General features: G+C 48.5%; 24 protein-coding genes. 12 read left to right on the top strand and 12 right to left on the bottom strand.

Translation table 11 applies throughout. The features are described from left to right. Nucleotides 1-99 precede the first annotated feature (99 nt). Nucleotides 100-1,017 (bottom strand): LysR family transcriptional regulator, encoded by a 918-nt coding sequence (locus BUB81_RS10970; RefSeq protein WP_073322577.1) that lies wholly within the window; start codon nt 1,015-1,017, stop codon nt 100-102. A gap of 207 nt (nt 1,018-1,224) precedes the next feature. Between BUB81_RS10970 and BUB81_RS10965 the strand changes: the two genes are divergently transcribed. The 6 genes from BUB81_RS10965 to BUB81_RS10940 are packed head-to-tail and all read left to right on the top strand — an operon-like array spanning nt 1,225 to nt 6,638. Next, a complete protein-coding gene (locus BUB81_RS10965) occupies nt 1,225-2,214 on the top strand; it encodes a fumarylacetoacetate hydrolase family protein (protein ID WP_073322574.1) in 990 nt (329 codons plus the stop codon). Next, nucleotides 2,207-3,004: a cyclase family protein gene (locus BUB81_RS10960; protein ID WP_073322572.1), complete on the top strand. Its 798-nt coding sequence runs from the start codon at nt 2,207-2,209 to the stop codon at nt 3,002-3,004. Before BUB81_RS10965 ends, BUB81_RS10960 begins: the two co-directional genes overlap by 8 nt. Nucleotides 3,005-3,048: 44 nt before the next feature. Further along, complete coding sequence (locus BUB81_RS10955) at nt 3,049-4,206, top strand: alpha/beta hydrolase family protein (RefSeq protein WP_073322570.1); 1,158 nt, start codon at nt 3,049-3,051, stop codon at nt 4,204-4,206. A gap of 16 nt (nt 4,207-4,222) precedes the next feature. Beyond that, entirely contained in the window at nt 4,223-5,158 is a 936-nt protein-coding gene (locus BUB81_RS10950; RefSeq protein WP_073322568.1) for a VOC family protein, read from the top strand. After that, nucleotides 5,158-5,514 (top strand): Rieske (2Fe-2S) protein, encoded by a 357-nt coding sequence (locus BUB81_RS10945; protein ID WP_073322566.1) that lies wholly within the window; start codon nt 5,158-5,160, stop codon nt 5,512-5,514. The genes BUB81_RS10950 and BUB81_RS10945 overlap by 1 nt, the downstream gene beginning before the upstream one ends. Further along, nucleotides 5,511-6,638, top strand: a complete 1,128-nt coding sequence (locus BUB81_RS10940; RefSeq protein ID WP_073322564.1) for an FAD-dependent oxidoreductase — start codon at nt 5,511-5,513, stop codon at nt 6,636-6,638. Before BUB81_RS10945 ends, BUB81_RS10940 begins: the two co-directional genes overlap by 4 nt. A 40-nt stretch (nt 6,639-6,678) precedes the next feature. Here the strand turns inward: BUB81_RS10940 and BUB81_RS10935 are convergent, their stop codons facing one another. Then, the gene (locus BUB81_RS10935) at nt 6,679-7,515 is read right to left on the bottom strand and encodes an NmrA family NAD(P)-binding protein (RefSeq protein ID WP_073322562.1); all 837 of its coding nucleotides are present in this window, start codon (nt 7,513-7,515) and stop codon (nt 6,679-6,681) included. A 136-nt stretch (nt 7,516-7,651) separates the two neighbouring features. Between BUB81_RS10935 and BUB81_RS10930 the strand changes: the two genes are divergently transcribed. Beyond that, nucleotides 7,652-8,020 (top strand): winged helix-turn-helix transcriptional regulator, encoded by a 369-nt coding sequence (locus BUB81_RS10930; RefSeq protein WP_073322560.1) that lies wholly within the window; start codon nt 7,652-7,654, stop codon nt 8,018-8,020. 20 nt (nt 8,021-8,040) lie between these two features. Beyond that, nucleotides 8,041-8,274, top strand: coding sequence for a tautomerase family protein (locus tag BUB81_RS10925; protein ID WP_073322558.1), 234 nt, complete (start codon nt 8,041-8,043; stop codon nt 8,272-8,274). A gap of 25 nt (nt 8,275-8,299) precedes the next feature. Here the strand turns inward: BUB81_RS10925 and BUB81_RS10920 are convergent, their stop codons facing one another. The 3 genes from BUB81_RS10920 to BUB81_RS10910 all read right to left on the bottom strand — a co-directional run bounded on the left by BUB81_RS10920 (nt 8,300) and on the right by BUB81_RS10910 (nt 11,674). Further along, entirely contained in the window at nt 8,300-9,061 is a 762-nt protein-coding gene (locus BUB81_RS10920) for an SIMPL domain-containing protein (protein WP_073322556.1), read from the bottom strand. 105 nt (nt 9,062-9,166) lie between these two features. Beyond that, the gene (locus tag BUB81_RS10915; RefSeq protein WP_217653462.1) at nt 9,167-10,579 is read right to left on the bottom strand and encodes a family 43 glycosylhydrolase; all 1,413 of its coding nucleotides are present in this window, start codon (nt 10,577-10,579) and stop codon (nt 9,167-9,169) included. Between the two features lie 198 nt (nt 10,580-10,777). After that, entirely contained in the window at nt 10,778-11,674 is an 897-nt protein-coding gene (locus BUB81_RS10910) for a TIGR01777 family oxidoreductase (protein WP_073322554.1), read from the bottom strand. A 94-nt stretch (nt 11,675-11,768) separates the two neighbouring features. Here BUB81_RS10910 and BUB81_RS10905 point away from each other — a divergent pair, with 94 nt between their 5' ends. Then, a complete protein-coding gene (locus BUB81_RS10905; protein ID WP_073322552.1) occupies nt 11,769-12,827 on the top strand; it encodes an AI-2E family transporter in 1,059 nt (352 codons plus the stop codon). An 80-nt stretch (nt 12,828-12,907) separates the two neighbouring features. Here BUB81_RS10905 and BUB81_RS10900 read toward each other — a convergent pair whose 3' ends face one another. Continuing rightward, nucleotides 12,908-13,786 carry a LysR family transcriptional regulator gene (locus BUB81_RS10900; RefSeq protein WP_073322550.1) on the bottom strand — a complete coding sequence of 293 codons (879 nt, stop codon included), beginning with the start codon at nt 13,784-13,786 and terminating at the stop codon, nt 12,908-12,910. Nucleotides 13,787-13,888: 102 nt separating this feature from the next. On the opposite strand from BUB81_RS10900, the gene BUB81_RS10895 reads away from it, so the two are divergent. From BUB81_RS10895 to BUB81_RS10885, 3 genes are all read left to right on the top strand, one after another. Then, the gene (locus tag BUB81_RS10895; protein WP_139241556.1) at nt 13,889-14,491 is read left to right on the top strand and encodes a DUF1330 domain-containing protein; all 603 of its coding nucleotides are present in this window, start codon (nt 13,889-13,891) and stop codon (nt 14,489-14,491) included. 336 nt (nt 14,492-14,827) lie between these two features. After that, the gene (locus tag BUB81_RS10890) at nt 14,828-15,157 is read left to right on the top strand and encodes a type II toxin-antitoxin system PrlF family antitoxin (protein WP_073322838.1); all 330 of its coding nucleotides are present in this window, start codon (nt 14,828-14,830) and stop codon (nt 15,155-15,157) included. 20 nt (nt 15,158-15,177) lie between these two features. Continuing rightward, nucleotides 15,178-15,633 carry a type II toxin-antitoxin system YhaV family toxin gene (locus tag BUB81_RS10885; RefSeq protein ID WP_073322840.1) on the top strand — a complete coding sequence of 152 codons (456 nt, stop codon included), beginning with the start codon at nt 15,178-15,180 and terminating at the stop codon, nt 15,631-15,633. 219 nt (nt 15,634-15,852) lie between these two features. On the opposite strand, the gene BUB81_RS10880 is transcribed toward BUB81_RS10885, so the two are convergent. The 6 genes from BUB81_RS10880 to trpB form a co-directional block, all read right to left on the bottom strand. Continuing rightward, the gene (locus tag BUB81_RS10880; protein WP_073322546.1) at nt 15,853-17,190 is read right to left on the bottom strand and encodes an ATP-binding protein; all 1,338 of its coding nucleotides are present in this window, start codon (nt 17,188-17,190) and stop codon (nt 15,853-15,855) included. A 6-nt stretch (nt 17,191-17,196) separates the two neighbouring features. Beyond that, nucleotides 17,197-17,880: a response regulator transcription factor gene (locus BUB81_RS10875; RefSeq protein ID WP_073322544.1), complete on the bottom strand. Its 684-nt coding sequence runs from the start codon at nt 17,878-17,880 to the stop codon at nt 17,197-17,199. Between the two features lies 1 nt (nt 17,881). After that, complete coding sequence (locus tag BUB81_RS10870; RefSeq protein ID WP_073322542.1) at nt 17,882-18,157, bottom strand: PepSY domain-containing protein; 276 nt, start codon at nt 18,155-18,157, stop codon at nt 17,882-17,884. 134 nt (nt 18,158-18,291) lie between these two features. Continuing rightward, on the bottom strand, nt 18,292-18,591 hold the full coding sequence (locus tag BUB81_RS10865; RefSeq protein ID WP_073322540.1) for a YciI family protein: 300 nt from the start codon (nt 18,589-18,591) through the stop codon (nt 18,292-18,294). 2 nt (nt 18,592-18,593) lie between these two features. Beyond that, entirely contained in the window at nt 18,594-19,400 is an 807-nt protein-coding gene (trpA, locus tag BUB81_RS10860; protein ID WP_073322538.1) for a tryptophan synthase subunit alpha, read from the bottom strand. Continuing rightward, nucleotides 19,393-20,580: a tryptophan synthase subunit beta gene (gene trpB / locus BUB81_RS10855; RefSeq protein WP_073322536.1), complete on the bottom strand. Its 1,188-nt coding sequence runs from the start codon at nt 20,578-20,580 to the stop codon at nt 19,393-19,395. Before trpB ends, trpA begins: the two co-directional genes overlap by 8 nt. Nucleotides 20,581-20,585: the final 5 nt, after the last annotated feature.

Raw genomic sequence — 20,585 nt, 5'->3', positions numbered from 1 at the left:
GAAAGGGAGCATGTTGCTCCCTTTTTTATAGCTACGCTCACTTACCCTTACCCTTACCCTTACCCTTACCCTTACCCTTACCCTTACCCTTACGCTTACTTAGCCCTCGCTGCAGCGTGCAGCATTGACCGTAGTAGTGATCAGTTGACGCAACCAACGATGAATAGGATCACCGTCGAGGGTTGGGTGCCAGGTCATATATTCGTTTAACTCAGGAAGACGAAATGGCGTCTCCAGTATTTTCAGCGGTAAGTGTTTTTGCTGGTCAATGTATTTACCTGGAATAACCGCCAAACGGCTTGAACCGACTAATGCCTTGCACAAGGTATTAAAGTCATTGTTAATGATTTCAATTCTACGCTGATTGCCTAGCGTTTCTTCAAACCAGGTTTCAATGCTGAATCTGCTGATTCGCTCAAATCCCACTGTGACATGGCCTGCGGAGAAAAAAGCCTCTTTACTGATTAGTGTTGTCTCGGAGTAATGATTGCCATCTCCAATACATACCAGTTCATCGGCGATCAGAAATTCCTGTGGGTATCCTTCAATCATATTGGGTTTGGGGGCAATGAATAGATCCGCAGCACCTTTGGCCAATAAATCTGCACCATGGCTGAAAGGAGTGAGGAATTCAAACGTAATGTTGGGGGCCATGTCCGCAACGATAGCCAGTACCGGGCAAAATACGACCTGGGTAATATAGTCAGAAGCGATAATACGGAAGTGTCGTTGACTGGAAGCGGGATCATTTTGCCGCTTTGAAGTAATCGACGCTCTCACAATACCGAGTATCTGCCTGACTGGTTGCGCTAGCTCGAGGGCATAAGGGGTAGGTTGCATGGTGCGTCCGACCTGTACCAGAAGATCATCCTCAAAGTAAGCACGAAGCCTTGCCAATATACTGCTGGTAGCAGATTGAGATAAATGTAATCTTTCTGAAGCACGCGTTATATTTTGCTCTTCCAGTAATATTTCCAGCGCCAACAGTAAATTCAAGTCCAACTGTTCAACTCGCATTATCACACTCTCTTTTTTGATCTTTTGTAGTTTAAAGCCCCTGACAATTCGAGCATCAAGGTATCAATTTTATAAATATATCTGATTTATAGATTCAATTTTATGGATTTATGATAGTGGATTACCATTCCTGATATCAACTTATTAAAGAAAATTTAACAATGGGTGTTGAGCCTGTCGGTGTTAATGCTCAATCAGGCAGTAATTATGAAATTTGCAACGATTAAAACAACGAGTCCGGATGGGGAGTTGATTTTAGTGTCCAGAGACTTAAGTGCGATGGCAAAAGTTCTGGATATTGCGCCAACGCTGCAATATGCGCTGGATAACTGGAAAGAGTGTGAAGCTGCACTGGAAGAGCGATACCAGTTACTCAACGCTGGCAAGCTATCTTTTTCTCAACCCCTTGACGCAATGACATTGGGGGCTCCGTTACCACGTGCCTGGCAATGGCTGGATGGTTCTTGTTTTTTGAATCACGGTCATTTGATGCAGAAAGCGTTTCATCTGGACCCCATTGAAGATGCCGACAAATTCCCGCTGATGTATCAGGGCGCTGGCGACAGTTTTTGTGGTCCTACAGACGACCTTATCGTTGCCGACGTTAATCACGGTGCTGACTTTGAAGGGGAATTTGGTGTTATCACTGATGCAGTACCCATGGGCGCGACGCCTCAGCAAGCCGCCAGTGCCATACGCCTGATTGTTATGCTCAATGACATAAGCTATCGCGCCTTGGGGCCGCGTGAAATGAAAACAGGTTTTGGTTTTGTGCAAGCGAAAGGCGCTACGGCGTTTGCTCCTATCGCGATGACACCAGATGAGCTTGGTAATAATTTCCGTAATTTTAAAGTACAGCTGGATATGGTTATCCATCGTGATGGGAAAAAGTTTGGCTCACCTCACGGTGGTGAAATGCACTTCGGTTTCGATCAACTCATCTCTCATGCTGCCCTGACCCGCAAACTCAACCCAGGTACCGTGATTGGGTCAGGTACCGTATCAAATGAAGACCCTGCTGTCGGACAAGCCTGTATTGCCGAGTTACGCGCCAAAGAAATGATAGCGAATGGCGCGCCCAATACCCCTTTCTTAACGCATGGTGAAGTAGTCACGTTAAAGGCGACGGATCACACCGGACGCAGTTTGTTCGGGGAAATTCGCCAGCATGTTGTAGTGGAGAATTACAATGTTTAACCCGGGACAGTTTACCCTGATTGATTTGTCAGTCACCCTCGACAACAACCCTCATACTGATCCACCACCATTGCTACCCAAAATCGATTACATGGATCATCAGCAGGGCTGGCCTGAAATGGCAGCTATGTTTCCGGGCCTGAGTATTGATCAATTGCCGGGTAATGAGTCGTGGGCGGCGGAACGATTGAATATTACCACACACAGTGGCACCCACATGGATGCGCCCTGGCACTACGCGTCAACGACCGATGGCGGTAAACCAGCCTATGGTATCGATGAATTACCGCTGGAATGGTGTTTTCAGGCGGGTGTAAAACTGGATTTTCGCCACTTGCCGGATGGTCATGTTGTTACTCCGGATGAAGTTGAAGCTGAACTCAAGAGAATCGGTCATAGCCTGGCGCCGTTGGATATTGTTGTTGTTAACACTCGCGCCGGAGCACTTTTCGGACAGCCTGGTTACCTTGAAGCGGGAGTGGGTATCGGGCGTGAAGCAACACTCTATTTACTGGAACGCGGTGTCAAAGTCGTAGGGACTGATGCGTGGAGTTGGGACGCGCCTTTCAAATTTACCCGGGAACGTTTCGCAGAGTCAGGCGATGCCTCGATTATTTGGGAAGGTCACAAGGCCGGCAGAGACATTGGCTACGGTCAGATGGAAAAGCTATCCAATCTGGAAGCCTTGCCATCAACAGGATTCTGGGTGTCTTGCTTCCCTTACAAGATTAAACACGCTTCAGCCGGTTTTGTGCGCGCTGTGGCGTTTGTACCTAAAACGAATAACTAGTCATGACCCCGATTAACAGGGGAGTAAAACCATGAGGACAATCAATGTTTAAATATTTTCCTACCAATTATGTTTGGAACCTATCGGTGGATCTGGCCATTGAAATGGGCGCGCGAATTGGTGAAATCGAAGAAATGTGCGCACCTTTACAAGATGCTGCTAAACAACCAGATAAAGAAGGCACACAGGCGTTTCGTGATACCTGGGCAACAATGGCAGACAAACTCTGTGGCTTAGCAGAAGAAGACATTGAACGCGGCAGATTGCTTTCAGCTGGTGAAAAGTACAAACGTGCTTCCAGTTACCTTATCACCTGTGAGCGCCTGCAAGGGCACAATTCACCCGGTCGTCTGGCGCTTTATAAACGTTCACTTGAACTATTCCACAAGAGTGTGGAACTTGGCAAAGAAAACTGTCAGCGCGTTGAGATCCCCTATGAAGGCAAACACTTGTCTGCATTATACGTGCGTGCTGAAGGCGTTGATGGCCCTGCACCTATTTTAATTCAGGTTAATGGGCTGGATTCCACTAAAGAACTCAAATACCGGGTTGGGTTACCGGACTGGCTAGCTAAGCGAGGAGTGTCTTCCCTGATACTGGATCAACCCGGAACCGGTGAGGCAATTCGTTTACAGGATTTTACTGCACGTTTTGACGCCGAACACTGGGCGACACCTGTAGTCGACTGGCTGGAGCAACATCCGGAAGTAGACAGTAAACGCATTGGCATGGAAGGCGTTTCGCTGGGCGGCTATTACTGCCCGCGTGCCGTGGCCAATGAACCTCGCATAGCACTGGGCGTGGTATGGGGAGCTAACCATGATTGGCGTGATGTGCAAAAGCGTCGTCTGGAAAAAGAAGGCGACTTCCCGGTTCCTCACTACTGGCAGCACGTATGCTGGGTATGGGGTGCTAAAGACATCGATGAATTTATGCAAATTGCCGAGAACGTTCATCTTGATGGCCAGGTAGAGAAAATTAAAGTGCCTTTCCTGGTTACCCACGGGGAGAAAGACTCTCAGATTCCTCTCAAATGGGCCCAGCGAACATACGATCAACTGGTCAACAGCCCCAAACGAGAGCTGAAAATCTTCACGCAGCGCGAGGGCGGAGTTCAGCACTCGAGTTTCGATAACAGCATCAACGCCGGTCAGTATATTGCTGACTGGGTAGCTGAAAACTTAAATGCGCGTACCGCGTAAATCACCGGAGATAACCATGAATATTATTGGACCCGATCTGTTGGTATTTGGCGTTGACGATGTAGCGGCATGTCGCCAGTTTGCCAGCGATTACGGCCTGGTCGCTGACGGTGACTATGGCTTTATGGCGCTGGATGGAACAGGGATAGAAATTCGAGCAAAAGACGATGATAGCCTCCCGGCACCTTTGGAAACCGGCAGTATGCTGCGCAAAACCGTTTATGGCGTTGCTGACCAGGCTACCGTTGATGCTATTGCATCAGAACTAAGCAAAGACCGTGACGTAAAAACATTTGCAGATGGCAGTATTGAATCCGTCGACGATATGGGATTTGTCATTGGTTTTCAGGTAACTGTGCGTAAATCACTACAGTTATCTGCTGAAGTCATCAATGCGCCTGGCGCAACAGCACAACGTGGTGTGAATAACGTTGCTGTGAGTAAAGATGACTCGCCAAGACCGAGATCGTTGTCGCATGTGGTGTATTTCGTGCCAGATGCCCCCAAGCAAGAGGCGTTTTATCGCGACCGTTTAGGGTTTGTTACAACTGACCGTTTCACGCATGTAGGTCCATTCATGCGTCCGGCCGGTACTCAGGACCACCATACGGTGTTCTTTATTCAAACGCCACCCCACATGAAAGGAATTGAACACTTTACCTTCCATATGGGCGGCCCTACCGATGTGGTTACAGCGGGAACCAATATGGTGAACAAGGGTTACCAGAGCTTTTGGGGGCCAGGCCGCCATATCTTTGGTTCTAACTGGTTTTGGTACTTCAAGAGCCCGTTTGGCTGCAACATGGAATTTGATGCAGATATGGACTTACACGACGAAAGCTGGGAAGCCCGTGAGGCCATGCCGGGTGCCGACAACTCTCAGGTGTTCTTGCTGCAATACCGTGAGAAATGGGCCCCAATGGGACCCCCTCCACCAAAACCGGAGGCGTAATGAGCAAGCGTGTCAGGCTGTGCCGGGCTGAAGATATTCCCGACTACTGTGCCCAAGGGTTTGATCCAAACCGGCGCGGCTTTGACACTCTCTTTGTTGTTCGGCAAGGCCGTTATTTTTATGCCTATGCCGATGTCTGCCCGCATTACGGCGATACGAGTTTGCCGTGGAAAAAAGATGAGTATCTGGATGCTGCGGGCGAAAACATTGTCTGCGCCGCACATGGCGCACTATTTAATATTCGGTCCGGACTTTGTACTTCGGGTCCTTGCAAAGGCGAGTCCTTGCGACCGATATCCGTGATTCGCGAATCTGACGATTCTCTGTGGGTCGCTCTGGAGGACTTGGAACAATGAGCAATTGTATAAACAACGTACTTATTATAGGTGGTGGCTTTTCAGGCATGTCTGCGGCCATTGAGCTAAGCAAAGTTGGCGTGGACGTCGATTTGGTAGAAATCGATCCTAACTGGCGCACCGATGGCGCCGGGATTAGCATTGGTGGCGCAACAATGCGGGCATTTAAACAGTTGGGTATATTGGAAGAATACCTGAAGGTGGGCAATGCTAATGCCGGGCTAGACATTCATGCTCCGCATGGCTTGCACCTGGCGCACATTCCGTCCCCTCCTATTGAAGCAGGTTTGCCCGGCGGCGGCGCGATCATGAGGCCGGTTCTGGCAAAAATTCTTACAAGTAAAACCAGAACAACCAGTACAAATGTGCGATTAGGCGTTACGTTTACGTCAATTCAGGATCGGGGAGAGAGTGTTGAAGTTCAATTTACTGACGGCACAACGAAAGAATACGACCTGGTCATTGGTGCCGATGGCGTGTATTCGAAAGTACGTCAGACGCTGTTCCCAGATGCCGATAAGCCTGCCTATATTGGACAGGGGGTTTGGCGCGCTGTGTTGCCTCGGCTACCAGAAGTAAACAACACCATGATGTGGGTAAGCCAGCACATAAAAGTGGGCGTGAACCCCATGTCTGAAAATGACATGTATATGTTTGTGACGGAAAATCGCGAGGACAATGATTTCAGGGATCCCGAAGCCTTTATGAGCGATCTCAAGGCGTTGTTAGCACAGTTTCCTGCCGAAATGGTCCAAACGATGTCAGCGATGTTGAGCAGTGACAGCCTGATTCATTATCGTCCGCTTGAGCGCGTCATGATGCCTGCTCCATGGTACAAAGGCAGAGTTGTATTAATTGGTGACACCGTGCATGCCACCACGCCTCATTTGGCTAGCGGTGCGTGTATTGGTATTGAGGATGCATTGGTGTTGGCAGATGAGATTGCGAATAAAAACACCTTGGATGATGCACTCGAAGGCTTCCAAACCCGTCGTTTCGAACGCTGTAAAATGGTGGTTGAGAATTCAGGCCGCCTGGCTGAAATTGAAATTGAAGGGGGCGATAAGGAAGAGCATACTGATATAATGCGTCGGTCCGGCATTGCTTTAGCCCAGCCCATTTAAGCATGGAATGCCAGGCATAGTGATATGCCTGGTCGCTAACTTATAGTGAGAATTTTGATGCGTGAGCAGAAAGGTAATCGTTCAGAGAACGCGGTTTATGCCCCGTTATCAAAGCGACATGCTGAGTTACTGCAGCGGTAAAGCCCGCAGCAACGGGCTCAAAAATGGCGGCAAGAAAGTGCGCGTAATTTGAATCAACGCCAGCATTAATTAGGGTATCTATAAAACTGTCTGCTGTGGACGCTTCGTAACGAATTGGTTGGTTTATAACGTAACTAATAGTAGCAACGGCTTCCGCATAGCTTAATGCCTCTGCACCGGTTAAATCGAAAGCCTGGTTATCGAAGGTGTTTGTGGTGAGTGCCACAACCGCTGAATCAGCAATGTCCCGCGCATCAATAAAACTGGTTCTCGCATCGCCTGCAGGCAGCGCCAGTTCCCCGTGTTTAATCCCCGCCAGCCAAAACGTGTGAAAGTTATCCATAAACCAGTTTGGACGTAAAATAACATAAGGTATGCCACTGGCAATTAACGCCAGTTCGACCTTTCGGTAAGGAATACTGTCGTCGGCATCGACACCGAATACACTTTGAAAAACGACTTTTACGTTGTTTTTGGCTGCAATATCTATAATAGGGAGCAATTTCGCTTCGATATCCACATTGCCTGTAGGCAACATGACATAAGCGGTCTCTACCTGTTGAAACAGCGGAACAAATGTATCTGGCTCAGCGAAGTCAACACTGGCTCCGACTGCAGCTGATTCGCTCTTACCTGAACGACTGGCTGCAAAAACCTGATGTCCCGCCTGTAACAATGCAGGAACGATGTGTTGGGCGACGGTGCCATTAGCACCAAGCACTGCTATTTTAGTCATAGTGATCTCCAAGGTTGTATAAATTAATTAAGTATCTTTTAGATACCTTGTATTTAATATAAACCTATGGGAGAGTAAGCGGAAGAAGGCACCTTTTTGTCACAAAGTCACCTCTGGGTAACCGTTGGAGCACAGAATGCAACATCCTTATGACGTTTATGAAGACAAATGCCCAACCCGGGCTGTGTTGAATCGAATAGCGGATAAATGGTCCTTGTTGGTATTGGATTGTTTACGCAATGAACCGACTCGTTTTAATCAGTTAAAAAAAGCAATTAAAGGCGTATCGCAAAAAGTGTTGTCGCAAACACTGAAGAAGCTGGAACGCGATGGCTTAATAAACAGAGAGGTTTTTCCGACAGTGCCTGTAACGGTGGAATATAGTCTGACCGCATTGGGCGCGACGCTTACCGACGCTGTTGCTGCACTGTCGCATTGGGCTGAATCTCACATGAAAGAAGTACAACAAGCACAATTAAAGTATGATAAAAAGTATGCCAGTTAGTGAAATAAAGGACTTACTCTATGCCTCACATTAAAGTGCAAATGTGGCCAGGAAAAAGTAATGAACAAAAACAGGCTCTGGCTGACGCCATGTCACAGTGTATTCAGGATGTACTGGGCTCGTCGGAAGCGTCGGTGTCGGTAGCCATTGAAGACATTCCGCCAAACGACTGGGGCAGTGTGGTGTACGAGCCGGAAATTGAAGGCAAACCCGAACTGTTGTTTAAACAGCCCGGGTACTCAAAACCGGTTTAGCAACGGTGTTAATTCAGGCCGTTGTTCAGGGTTCAATGCGGTAAATCACATTTACGGTTTTCGACAGTTCGATAGTTTGGGGAATGAATACCGTCGTGCTTCGTTGTCGAGAACCTGAGACTCTCATCTCTAAGGCTCCGGCACGATAACGTTGCTCAACCCCAAAGCTGGCAAAGAAGTTGTCAAACGATCCTGAGTCATTAAACGCAAATACTTTCCCTAATGTCACATCGAGACCTGCCGCCATGGTTTGGGCTTTGGCTTTTGCATTCGCGGCGGCCGCTGATATGAGCGACAGCGTTATTTCATCGGCATTGGAAACTGAAAAGTTGCTGCCAACATCGGCCACATTTTGCATTTTCATCAGTGCCTCAAACAGCGGCGCGTAATTATCAATATTGTCCAGCTCTACCGTGAAATTGCGGGACATCTCATAACCCAGTATCGCCAGATCCTGATAATTGTCTCCACGTTCACGTTTAGTGTATTTACTGATTTCATAAGCCGTAATGGCGCTGTCCGGGATGTTCAGCGTCGATAGTACCTTAAGCACTGCTACCGTTGTGTCTGCCAGAATACGATCTGCCGTTTCTGCTTTCTCATCGAAGGTTTCAATGGTGAATGACACGTCTGCGCGATCGGGCGGGAGTTCCTTACTGGCTGTACCTTGTACGGTAACGAATGGAAAGTCAGGTAATGACGAAGCCAGGCTGGCTGCGGAAATAAACGTTGTGACACAGAATATTGCAATGCGTCGGGTCCAGCGGTTCATGTAAATATCAGGCATAAAATCTTCCTTGGTTTTTGTTACAAAGTAGCCCGAATTTACACGCCGATAAAGCCTTTTTAGCAACGAATCCTGCGTTCACAGGATTCGTTTTTAAACAAAGAGTTAGTAGCGGGGCCAACCGTTTGAATCCCAGTTCAGCGTACTGATCAGCAGCTTGGGGACGCCATTGTCACTGGCATCATAGGCGTGACGCACCATCACATCGGTATTCAGGATATCTTCACCACCGGGGCCAGCCCACTGTGAATTACCTGCATCCAGTATGGTACCGCCGCTTTGCATCATGTCCTGACCGTTTTTGTCGAGGTAAGGTCCGCGAATATCAGTCGCCCGACCATAGGCAATACGGTAAGTACTGTCTGTTCCCTTGCAGCATTCGCCAATGGAGACGAATAAGTAGTAATAGCCCTGGCGATAAATGAGCGCTGGCCCTTCAATACCACCGGAGCGACTAGCAATGCTGTACAGCGGGCCAAATGGTTTCATGGTAATCGGGTTAATACGAGTCACTTTTATGCCAGAGTTCCACGAACCGAAGGTTAACCAGGGGCTGCCATCTGCCGCTACTACCAATTCAGGGTCGATGGCATTGTAATTATTGCTGTTGGTGGTATTGACCACCAGGCCGTCATCACGCCAGTTGCCACTCGCTACTGTTGGTGCTGAAGTCAAACCAATTGCCGATACGCGTGAACCAAAGGTTGAAATGGAGTAATACAGCCAGGCACGACCATTATAGTGTTTCAGGTCAGGGGCCCATACGTCGATTCCGTCGTGACCCGGTACATAGTTGCTCCACCAGGACAAGCCATTTGGGAAGATGGCCGCTGCATCGTTCCAGGTAACACCGTTTGCTGACCACTTACCGGCAATACCGGGGCCAGTCTGGAAAATCCACCAGGTGCCATTCTCATAGCCCAGTGTTGGATCGTGCGTAACCAGGCTTCCAGTGAGTGGCCAGTGACTTACAGCGCCATTGGTACTGGAGGGATCCCAAGGAGCGCCTTCTACATTAGCAAGCTTAGACAGCTGCCAGTGCTGCGCGTCGCCACCCCAGTAATCCCACTGCGCAATGTTTGCCCCGTCAGAGGTGTCAAAACCGTATAAATCCAGCGCTTTACCAGAGTGTTTATTGATGAAATTAACCGTACCATTGTTCAGCTCATTAATTTGCCAGCGTTGGCTGGCGAGCCCATTGTCTTCATACTGCACCACGTTTGCGCCATTGGCAGTAGACCAGTCGAATACCTCCAATGCTTTACCAGAATTCAGATTGATGACGCTGTAGTAACCGTCTGACTGCAGGGTAATCATCCACTTTTGTGTGTTGTGATTGTTGGCTGGCCATTGGTTTACGTTGGCACCATCGGCAGTGTTTGCGCCGCCGACTTCTATTAACTTGCCACTGTGTACTGATTGAATAGTGTAAACACCATTCTCGATCGCCCTGGCAAAGTCACCATATAACCCTAAACAAATTACGCAAGCTGCGCGCCATATTAAGTGCATCTTCATGTAATAATATCCTATTGTATTATATTATTACCATATTGTTGCCTATGGGTTAAATGCCAGTCAAGCTTGTTTTCAAAAAATTAACAATTGGTCTAATGGCTATGGTCAATTTATGAGCTGGTATGGCCGTAAAAGGCAAATAAAAAACCAGCTTGAACAGCTGGCCGAGATAGGGGGCGCAAATATTGAGTAGGACGGCTAATTGATATCTGCGAAAGCGGATCCTATGTCGGTAAAACTGAACTTAAAGCCAGCGTCGACAAGCTTTTGTGGAACCACACGCTGGCCAGTTAATAATAGATCAGCAGCTTCGCCCATTAACAGTTTTAACGCCAGTGCAGGCATGGGAAAAATAGCTGGTCTGCCTAAAGAGGCGGCATACGCTTTTACAAATTCGGTATTGGTAACCGGGGTTGGGGCGGTCAGGTTATACGCACCTTCGCAATTTTTGTGCTCAAGCAGAAACAGTATCGCCGCGACCATGTCATTGATATGAATCCACGACATGTACTGATTGCCGTCACCGATTCGCCCTCCTAACCCTAAAGTAAACGGCAACCGCATTTTGCTTAATGCACCACCGTCGCCAGACAAAACAACACCAGTTCGTAGCAGACAAACACGGGTTTTTGGGGAAGCCTGCAGAGCTATGCGTTCCCACTGTTCGCAAACGGTGTGGGTGAATTCGCGGTGCACTTCAGTAAAGGCTTCCGTGACAAGCTTGTCGCCTTGTCTTCCGTAATAGCCAATGGCTGATCCGGAAATGAAAGTGGCTGGTGGTTGTTCTGCAGCGTTTATTTTGTCAGTGAGCTGTTGTGTTATCTGCCAGCGGCTCTCACAAATTCGCGTTTTCTGTGTCTTGGTCCAGCGTTTGTCGGCGATCGGTTCTCCGGCAAGGTTGATTACCGCATCTACGTCATCAAAATCAAGGGTGTCATCCAGCGAAGTTACCAGGGACACGTTGTCAGGCAAGCTGGCCTTGGCTTTTATCGCATCACGCGTCAGTACCGTAATTTTGGTTGCTGCGTCGCGAAATAGGGCGGGGATCAGGTGGCGGCCGATTAATCCTGTTCCACCGGTAATAAAAATATGCATGAATGCTCCCTGTTGAATGCTGCGTACGAGGACTACCTAAAGTGTAGTAAATCTGGTAGCGTGGGCCTTTGTTTCACGGACCAGAATAAAATCTATGCCTATTCAATCGCCTACCGCCAAAGCCTTGCTTATTTTTGCCAGCTTAATTGTTATTTTTGCGGGCATTAAAGCGGCGAGTACCATAATGGTGCCGTTTTTTCTTTCTGGCTTTATTGCGATAGCGTGTGGACCATTGATTCACTGGATGTCCCGCTATCGGGTACCCCGCTGGTTATCGATTACTCTAGTAATACTGCTCATTGTGATTTTTGGTTTCATGCTGGCAGGATTAGTTGGTCAGTCGATGAGCGAATTTAAAGAAAACATGCCTCAGTACCGCGAAAAACTGTCAGGCGAATTTGCCTGGGTGGTGGCACAACTTCAGAAGTTTAATATCCACGTCGATAAAGACCTGATAGTGTCCTACCTGGATCCGGGAATGGCCATGTCCATGGCAACGAACTTTTTAAGTGGTATGGGCGGAGTGCTATCGAACCTGTTTCTGATTTTGTTAACCGTTATTTTTATGCTGTTTGAAGCGGAAGGTATGCCGCGTCGATTGCATATTGCACTCGCGGATCCGGACATGAAAATGCATCACATCGACCGCTTTATTCAGTCGGTAAACAGCTATCTGGCCATCAAAACGGTAGTCAGTATTTTTACTGGCTTGTTAGCCGGCACCTGGCTTTACTTTCTGGGCGTCGACCATTACTTGTTGTGGGCAGTGCTGGCGTTTCTGTTTAACTATATTCCCAATATCGGTTCCATTATTGCCGCTGTACCAGCCGTACTTATGGCCCTGGTGCAATTTGGCGCTGGCGAAGCCGGTTTGGTCGCGTTGGGTTATGTCACTATAAACACGGTAATGGGTAATGTGATTGAGCCACGCTTTATGGGACGTGGTTTAGGCTTGTCGACGCTGGTGGTTTTCTTGTCTTTGATCTTTTGGGGCTGGTTGCTTGGCAGCGTAGGTATGCTGTTGTCGGTCCCTCTTACCATGATTGTAAAAATCGCCCTCGAGTCACGGGAGGAAAGCCGATGGCTGGCCATACTCCTCTCCAGCGATGATGATGTGAAACCAACGGCAAAAGCGAATGAAGCGGAGAGTTAAGGGAGAGTGCACAGGAGAATACAGGGAAGGCAATTGCTGTGGCGATAATTCTCAACGTACAAAAATTGCCTTAATTGCATTCACTGCAAAGGGAGCTGGCCTTCCACTAACTGTTGTTTGCGTAGCAGTGCATCTATAAGAAACTGCATTAAGAGTTTCACTTTGGGTTGGTCGCGTAAGTCAGGGGGCGTGAGTACCCAAATATCATAGGACTGTGTGGGCTCGCTACCGGGTAACCTCACCATGTCTTCATTAACATCGCCCATAAAACAGGCAGCTCTTCCCATACCCACCCCAGCGGCAATAGCGTGAAAGCGCGTTACGATTTCATCAATCACAATACCTATTGGTACATCAGGATAGGGTGACTCTGCGAGCCATTCTGGCCACATTGCGCTATTACCGGGAGCAATCCAGCGCCAGTCCTTTTTTTGTACACGCTGACAATAGTCTTTGTGAGCATAAAAACACAAACCCAACTTAAACATTCTTCTGCCTACCAGATGTTCCGGCAGCTTATGTGCACCTCTGATCACAACATCCGCCTCACCCTTATCGAGATCGGCAAATTCCGTTGAACTGTTTATCTTCAGTTGAATGTTCGGATAGGTACGGGCAAATTCGCCGAGTTCCTTGACCAATAGAAACTGCGACATAGGCTCGCCTAACGACAGGGTTAGCGGACCCGACAAGTCGTCGGACGATGTCAGATGAAGGCGCTCAGAAAGTAGCACTATGTCTTCAAGTTTTTTGGCAACACTGACCAACTGCTCGCCAAATTGGGTCGCACGGTATCCACCGGGTACTTTTTCAAAGACCCGGGCGTCACGGCGTTTTTGCAGCAATGCCAGTCGTCTGGCTACTGTAGTGTGTGTTGTACCCAGTGTTATTGCAGCGCCGCGAAGTGTACCAGCTCGGTACAGCGCCAGAATAAGGGCGTAGTCATTCCAATCGTCCATGGAACGATAATGCACCACTGCGATTGAAAAACAAACCGTGTTTTACGAAAAACGCACTGATACAGTGTAAAAATAGTGAATTTAAACGTCCTGGAAAAAAATATGACACTGAGTAAAACGGAATTTTTGCCGGCACTCGTTAAGAAGTGCTTAATAAGCATAATATTTTCTCTTACTATGATGCCTCTCATCACTAAAGCCGACGAAAATACGTTAGTGGTGCAATATGCACCGGGTGAGATTATGCAGTTGATTGCACCTGTGACTGAGCCGGAAAAGCGAGCACTGCGCGATCGGTATTTTGAACAAAATGCCGAGACAGCCAGAAAGCATGGTTATCGGCAGGAAGGTGTGTTGTTGGTTGACGAAACACTGTCGGGCGACTTTTCGCCCAATGTGTTTGTCATCAGCCGGTGGCCTTCTTTAATAGCACAAAAAGCATTTCAGGCGCTGCCGTCATTTTTAGGCGTTAAAGCGCTGAGGCGAGAGGCCTGGGAAGCGTTAAGACTTTATGATCACGAGTTACCCGACGTACTGTCTCTCGAATTCAGTCAGGACAAGGCTTACACCATTGCATTTGCTTGGGCAAATCCCTCTAGTCCCGGTGACTATGCTGAGTACTTAGCCAGCTTACCGCTGCTGTTAGATAAGGTTGGTGGGCGCCTGATACATAACATTGAGGGGGATCGTATTAAGTGCGCATAACCCGCACGCCCTTGCGCCTCAATATATTTCATTTATCGAATGGGACGCACACGATGGTATCCAACAGCTACAAGCACTGCCAGAGTTTGCCGAGCTGACTAAAAAGCTGCAGTCAGGCACGGTCCGGTATGAGCTTTATCGTGTCAGCCCCCGGATTGCGAAAGAGTAATATGTTGCATGCACTAAGCTTGCTGAGGTCTATGGCAAGTCTCATCCTTCAGCGTTAAGCAACTTGAGCATTTTCTAGCTCACCCTAAAACAGGTAATGCGTTTGCATTACCTGTTCGCTCATACTAAAATCAAAATAACTGGAACAAGCAAATGACAGAGGTTGTTATGGCACAAGTTGCTTTAGAAGCTGAATCAACACTTACTGACCGTTTTCAAACTACGGTGCCTAGTCCTGTTCGTAAGGCGCTACAATTAGGCAAGAAAGATAAAATTAAATACGCGATACAATCTGATGGCAGCGTTGTTATCTCGCGTGCATCAGCGCAAGAAAGCGACCCTGTACTTGGTGAGTTTTTATCATTCATAGCGCGAGATATGAAGGCTCACCCCGAAAGACTAGAGGCGTTGTCAGCAAGTATGCGAGAAAGCGTAGATGCATTGGTTGAAGGTGTTGAAATTGATTTAGATGCTCCGTTATTGGATGAGGACGAGTAAGTTTGCAAAAAACGATACCAATGGTCGTAAATGGTTGGACACTTTACACTCATCCATTGTTTAAAGAGCAGTACCTTAATCTGAAATCACAAGTTGAGGTTTTACGTGAAAAAGATCCAAAAGGTTACCTTAAAAAGAATGCGACGAAACGATTAGCCGCAATTCAAAGGCTAATTTTTGAATTAATACCACATGACCCTACCAGTGTTGAATTTCGCCAAGGAAGTACATTAGGTGATGAAAACAAACACTGGTTTCGGGCAAAGTTCTTCCAGCAGTACCGTTTGTTTTTTCGTTATCACCTAGAGTCAAAAGTCATTGTTTATGCTTGGGTAAATGATGAAAAAAATAAACGTGCATACGGTAGCAAAACAGATGCTTACAAAGTGTTCGAAAAGATGTTAAAGACTGGACATCCTCCTGAGGGATGGGAAGATCTTTTAAACGCTGCCAAGGACGAATTGCTCTCTACATAAGCAAACCGCTTGTTTTTCCATAAGAAAGTAGTCTGGGTCTTTTTACCGATTATTTTATATGGATACAGCGGATTTACGATCCAACAGATCTCTGTTTAGTTTCTTTTTATAAAGCCGTGTGTTCTCCATCGTGCTCTGACATATTGTAATCCCCCATTTTAAACAGCAGTCTTTAGTAAAATTTACGTAGCATCCAGTAATTTTCTGGGGGGATTACATTTAGCCCGGCATCCGCAAAGGGGCAGGAAAACTCAGTGTGAAGATCGCGCCGCCTAGAGTTGATTGGCCTATGGCTAGTTTTGCCTCGTAAGCGGCCAGTAAATCGGCAACCACAGCCATGCCTATCCCTTGCCCTTCGGTGTAGGCGTCAAGACGCTGCCCGCGTGTTAGCAGGCGTTCAACCTGCTCTGGTGGTATGCCTGGTCCATCATCCTCAATGCAAAGATCGGTTTGATACGGGTGTTCTGTGATCGTAATGCGAATATGACGGTCGGCTGCTTTACAGGCGTTGTCCATCAGGTTACCCAGTATCTCCATCAGGTCAGTTTTGTCGCCGTAAAACTGGCCGTCGTTGCCTTCAACCGATATTTGTAATGATTTGTCCCGGTACACTTTGTTGAGTGCATTGGTGATTTGTTTGACCACAGGGGCAATTTCGATACCTTTTTCCCAACTACTCGCGCCGGCGGTGGCGCGCTTTAGCTGGCGCTGAATCAACGCATCTATTTGCTGGAGTGGTTCTTGCGCAGAGCGCGGCAGGTCTGGTGTACCCAGGGCAACGGCGAGGGGCGTTTTAAGGCTATGGGCTAAATCTCCGAGGCTGTTCTTGTAGCGCTGTCGCTGCTCTGCTTCAGCACTCAGCAGGGCGTTGATACTTTGCTTCAGCGGGGTAAATTCACTGGGGTAGTTTGCGCTGAGCTGGTGTTGCTGACCATGGCTGGTGAGTTCAATTTCCTGAATCAACGCGCGAACGGGTTTTAGCAAAGTATTCATACCCAGAACCAGCAGGATAATCAGGCCAAACCCCAATGCAATCAGGTATTGCCACACCGAGCGCAAGTATATTCTGCGTTCGTTTTCAAAATCGGCGTTGTGGTTAAATACGAAAAACGTGACGGGCAGGTAACCATCACCGTCCTCGAACTCGGCAGTGTAACTGTAAACAAAATAATCCGGATGCTGGCCATCCAGCGGGTGACCGGCTACGTAAAATTCCTCACCGATGTCCGGTGGTGTGGGTAGGGTGTCAACGTGTGTTTCAAGTCCTGAAGCTGAGATCCACACGGTAGCCTGAGTGAGTTGAATCACCCCCAGGTAACCAGAGTCGGGTAAGTTGAGCTGTTCGTCGAACAGCATATCGGGCATAACCGGCGCGCCGTCGTCCATTTCAAAGACGGAAATGAGCGACAAGGTCATGAGCTTGAGTTCGTTGTACTTTGCTTCTTCCAGACTCGATGTATAGGCCTGAGATAAGGTAAATACGGTAACGGGTATAAAGACCAACAATGCCACACAGGCTATGAGCAGGCTTCGTACCCGAAGCGATAAGCTGCGCACCAGCGGTTATTCGCCGGTGAGTGACTGACTAAGCCGATAGCCACGCCCGCGCAGGGTTTCAATGGGCTTCAGGGTGTTGTTTGGGTCAAGCTTTTTGCGCAAGCGACCGACAAACACTTCGATGACGTTGCTGTCCAGATCAAAGTCCTGATCGTAAATGTGCTCGGTCAGCTCGGTTTTAGATATGACCTTTTTGGGATGCAACATCAGGTATTCCATGACTTTGTATTCGTAAGCGGTTAAGTCCATGGAACGGGCATTAACCTGAACTTCCTTTGCCTGCATGTCCAGGCTTACCGGTCCGAATTCAATCAGTGAGCTAGCCTGACCAGACGCCCGGCGGATCAGTGCTTTTACGCGTGCCAGCAATTCTTCATTGTGAAAAGGTTTGGTGAGATAGTCGTCGGCACCGGCATCCAGGCCTTCCACTTTTTCTTGCCAACGATCGCGCGCGGTCAGGATTAACACCGGTGTGGTGACGCCATGGGCGCGTGCCTGACGAATGACATCGAAACCATCCAGCTTGGGCAGGCCAATATCCACAATGGCCAGGTCATAATTGACCTCTTTTAACTGGAACAAGGCTTTATCGCCATCATCGGCTAAATCCACACTGTAGCCTTGTTGTTGTAATAGTGCATCGAGCTGCATTAACAACCGGCTGTCATCTTCGGCAATTAAGATTCTCATACTACTGACCGTCCTTGCTCCGTTTGCTCGGCTTCACTTCGCCTGAGCGTTTATCGACATCCAGGGTAACCACACGGCCGGACTTTTTAAGCATTTTTACGCGATAAGCACTCTTGGTCTTGTCCACTTTTAACACGCGGCCGTCAACATGCCGTCTGGCTTGCTCAGCAGCTTGCGTAGTGTTTTTAACCGGCTTGGCTTGGTCCTGCTGTGCCGACGCAATAGGACTCGACAGCAACATGAACAATACAATGCCTAGGGTACTCAATCTGTACATAATACTCCGACGATGGCAGTAACCTGACTAACTATGCCGCTAGCATAGCGTTACCTGGCTGAATGTTGTCTGAATATACTATCATTGCGTGGCGCAGGTGCAACGAAATTGCACCTGCGTTAGCGTTTTGCGGTTTATGGCAGGACTTTTTTGTAGGGTTTTACGACTACAGAGGCGTACACACCCGCTTCAATGTAAGGGTCGGCGTCTGCCCAGGTTTGCGCATCGTTCAGACTCTCGAACTCTGCAACCACCAACGAACCGGTAAAGCCGGCCTGGCCTGGGTCTTCACTGTCAATGGCAGGGAAGGGGCCCGCGATTAGCAAGCGGCCTTCGTCTTTCAGGGCATTTAAACGCGCAAGGTGAGCAGGGCGCGCAGCCAGGCGTTTTTCCAGACTGTTTTCCACGTCAGTGGCACAAATCATATAAAACATGCTTACTTCCTTGTTGCTGCTTTCATTGAAGAAACAAACCCATCCAGCGCGCTTAACATAGCTGGCACGTCATGCAGATTTTGTTCGATTAGGTTCACAGTTGCTGAACCTGAAATGGCACCTGCAGCTCCGCTTTCGATAGCGTGTTTCACCTGTTCCGGGTTAGAAATACCAAAGCCCAGTAACGGTGGGGCAGCGTTAACGTTGGTGAGTTTCTCAATCAGAGACGCAGCAGGCATGGTTGCCGCTGTTTCCGCACCCGTAACACCAGCACGGCCAAGCAGATAGGTATAGCCTGCAGATAAGTCGCCAATAGCCTGGAATGTGGCATCGGTGGCGTTAGGCGGGGCAATCAGGATCTGCTTAATACCGTTGCTGTTTGCCGTATCAATGAAGCGCTTGGCTTCGCGGATAGGGACATCTGCAATCAATATTGAGTCGACGCCAGCTTTAGCGGCTTCTGCGTAGAAATGTTCGACGCCTTTTGCCAGTACCAGGTTACTGTACAGTAGCAGGCCAACTGGAATATCCGGGTATTTGGCACGAATACGTGCTAGCAGTTCGAAGCACTTAGTTGGCGTAACGCTATTGTCCAGCGCGCGAATCGCGGCTTTCTGGATTGTCGGGCCATCCGCTACCGGGTCGGAAAAGGGAATACCTAACTCTAATGCATCTGCGCCGCTTTCAATTAACTGGGTAATAATTTTTTCTGAGGTTTCCAGGTCCGGATCGCCAATCATGACGAAGGGAACAAAGGCGCCTTCATTCTGCTCGTTTAAACGAGCAAACATATCTGCATATCTATCCATTGACCTGATCTCCTAAAATACTGATCACATGACCCAGGTCTTTGTCGCCACGGCCTGACAGGTTAACTACAATGATGGTGTCATCTTCCGCTTCATCTGCCATGTTCAGTGCATAGGCAAGTGCGTGAGACGACTCCAGGGCAGGAATAATCCCTTCCTTGCGGGCCAGCAACTGGAACGCATTGAGTGCTTCGTCATCGGTTACAGAAACGTATTCTGCACGGCCAATGTCTGAAAGGTAAGCGTGTTGAGGGCCAACGGCAGGGTAGTCCAGACCGGCTGATACTGAATAGCTTTCCTCAATCTGACCATCCTGATCCTGCATGATGTACGTATACGCACCGTGCAGAATGCCTTTGGTGCCTTTGCCAATGGCCGCACCGTGATCTTTGGTGTGCACGCCTTTACCGGCAGGCTCTACGCCTACCAGACGTACCGAAGGTTCGTCGATAAAGTCGGCAAACATACCGATAGCATTTGAGCCTCCACCTACACAGGCGACGACGGCGTCTGGCAGACGGCCTTCTTTTTCCAGCATTTGCGCGCGGGTTTCTTCACCAATCATGCGGTGATATTCACGCACGATGGTAGGGAAAGGGTGCGGGCCTGCCGCAGTACCCAGCAGGTAGTGCGCTTTGTCGTAGTTTGCAGACCAGTCACGCAGTGCTTCGTTTACTGCGTCTTTCAGTGTGCCTGAGCCTGAATCGACCGGAATGACTTCTGCGCCCATCAGGCGCATTCTGAATACGTTTGGAGCCTGACGCTCAACGTCTTTGGCGCCCATGTAAATACGGGCTTTTAATCCCAATAAAGCACAGGCGAGTGCTGTTGCCACACCGTGTTGACCAGCGCCGGTTTCAGCGATAACTTCGGTTTTACCCATGCGCTTGGTCAGCAGTGCCTGACCCAGTACCTGATTGGTTTTGTGCGCGCCACCGTGAAGCAGATCTTCACGTTTCAGGTACAGTTTTACCTTGGGATTAGAGACCAGGTTACGGGTTAACGTCATCGATGTCGGGCGACCAGCATAGTCTTTTAACAACGACATAAACTCGGCGTTAAATGCCGGGTCGTCTTTGGCTTCCAGAAAAGCCTGCTCCAGTTGGTCCAGTGCGGGAATAAGTAACTCGGGCACGTACATGCCACCGTATTCCCCAAATTTTGCATCTAATTGATTCATTTGTG

This window comes from Marisediminitalea aggregata, from assembly GCF_900129565.1.
In the GTDB taxonomy this organism is placed as follows: domain Bacteria; phylum Pseudomonadota; class Gammaproteobacteria; order Enterobacterales; family Alteromonadaceae; genus Alteromonas; species Alteromonas aggregata.
Note: the sequence above shows the minus strand (reverse complement) of the source record. Positions and strands in the feature narration are given on the sequence as shown.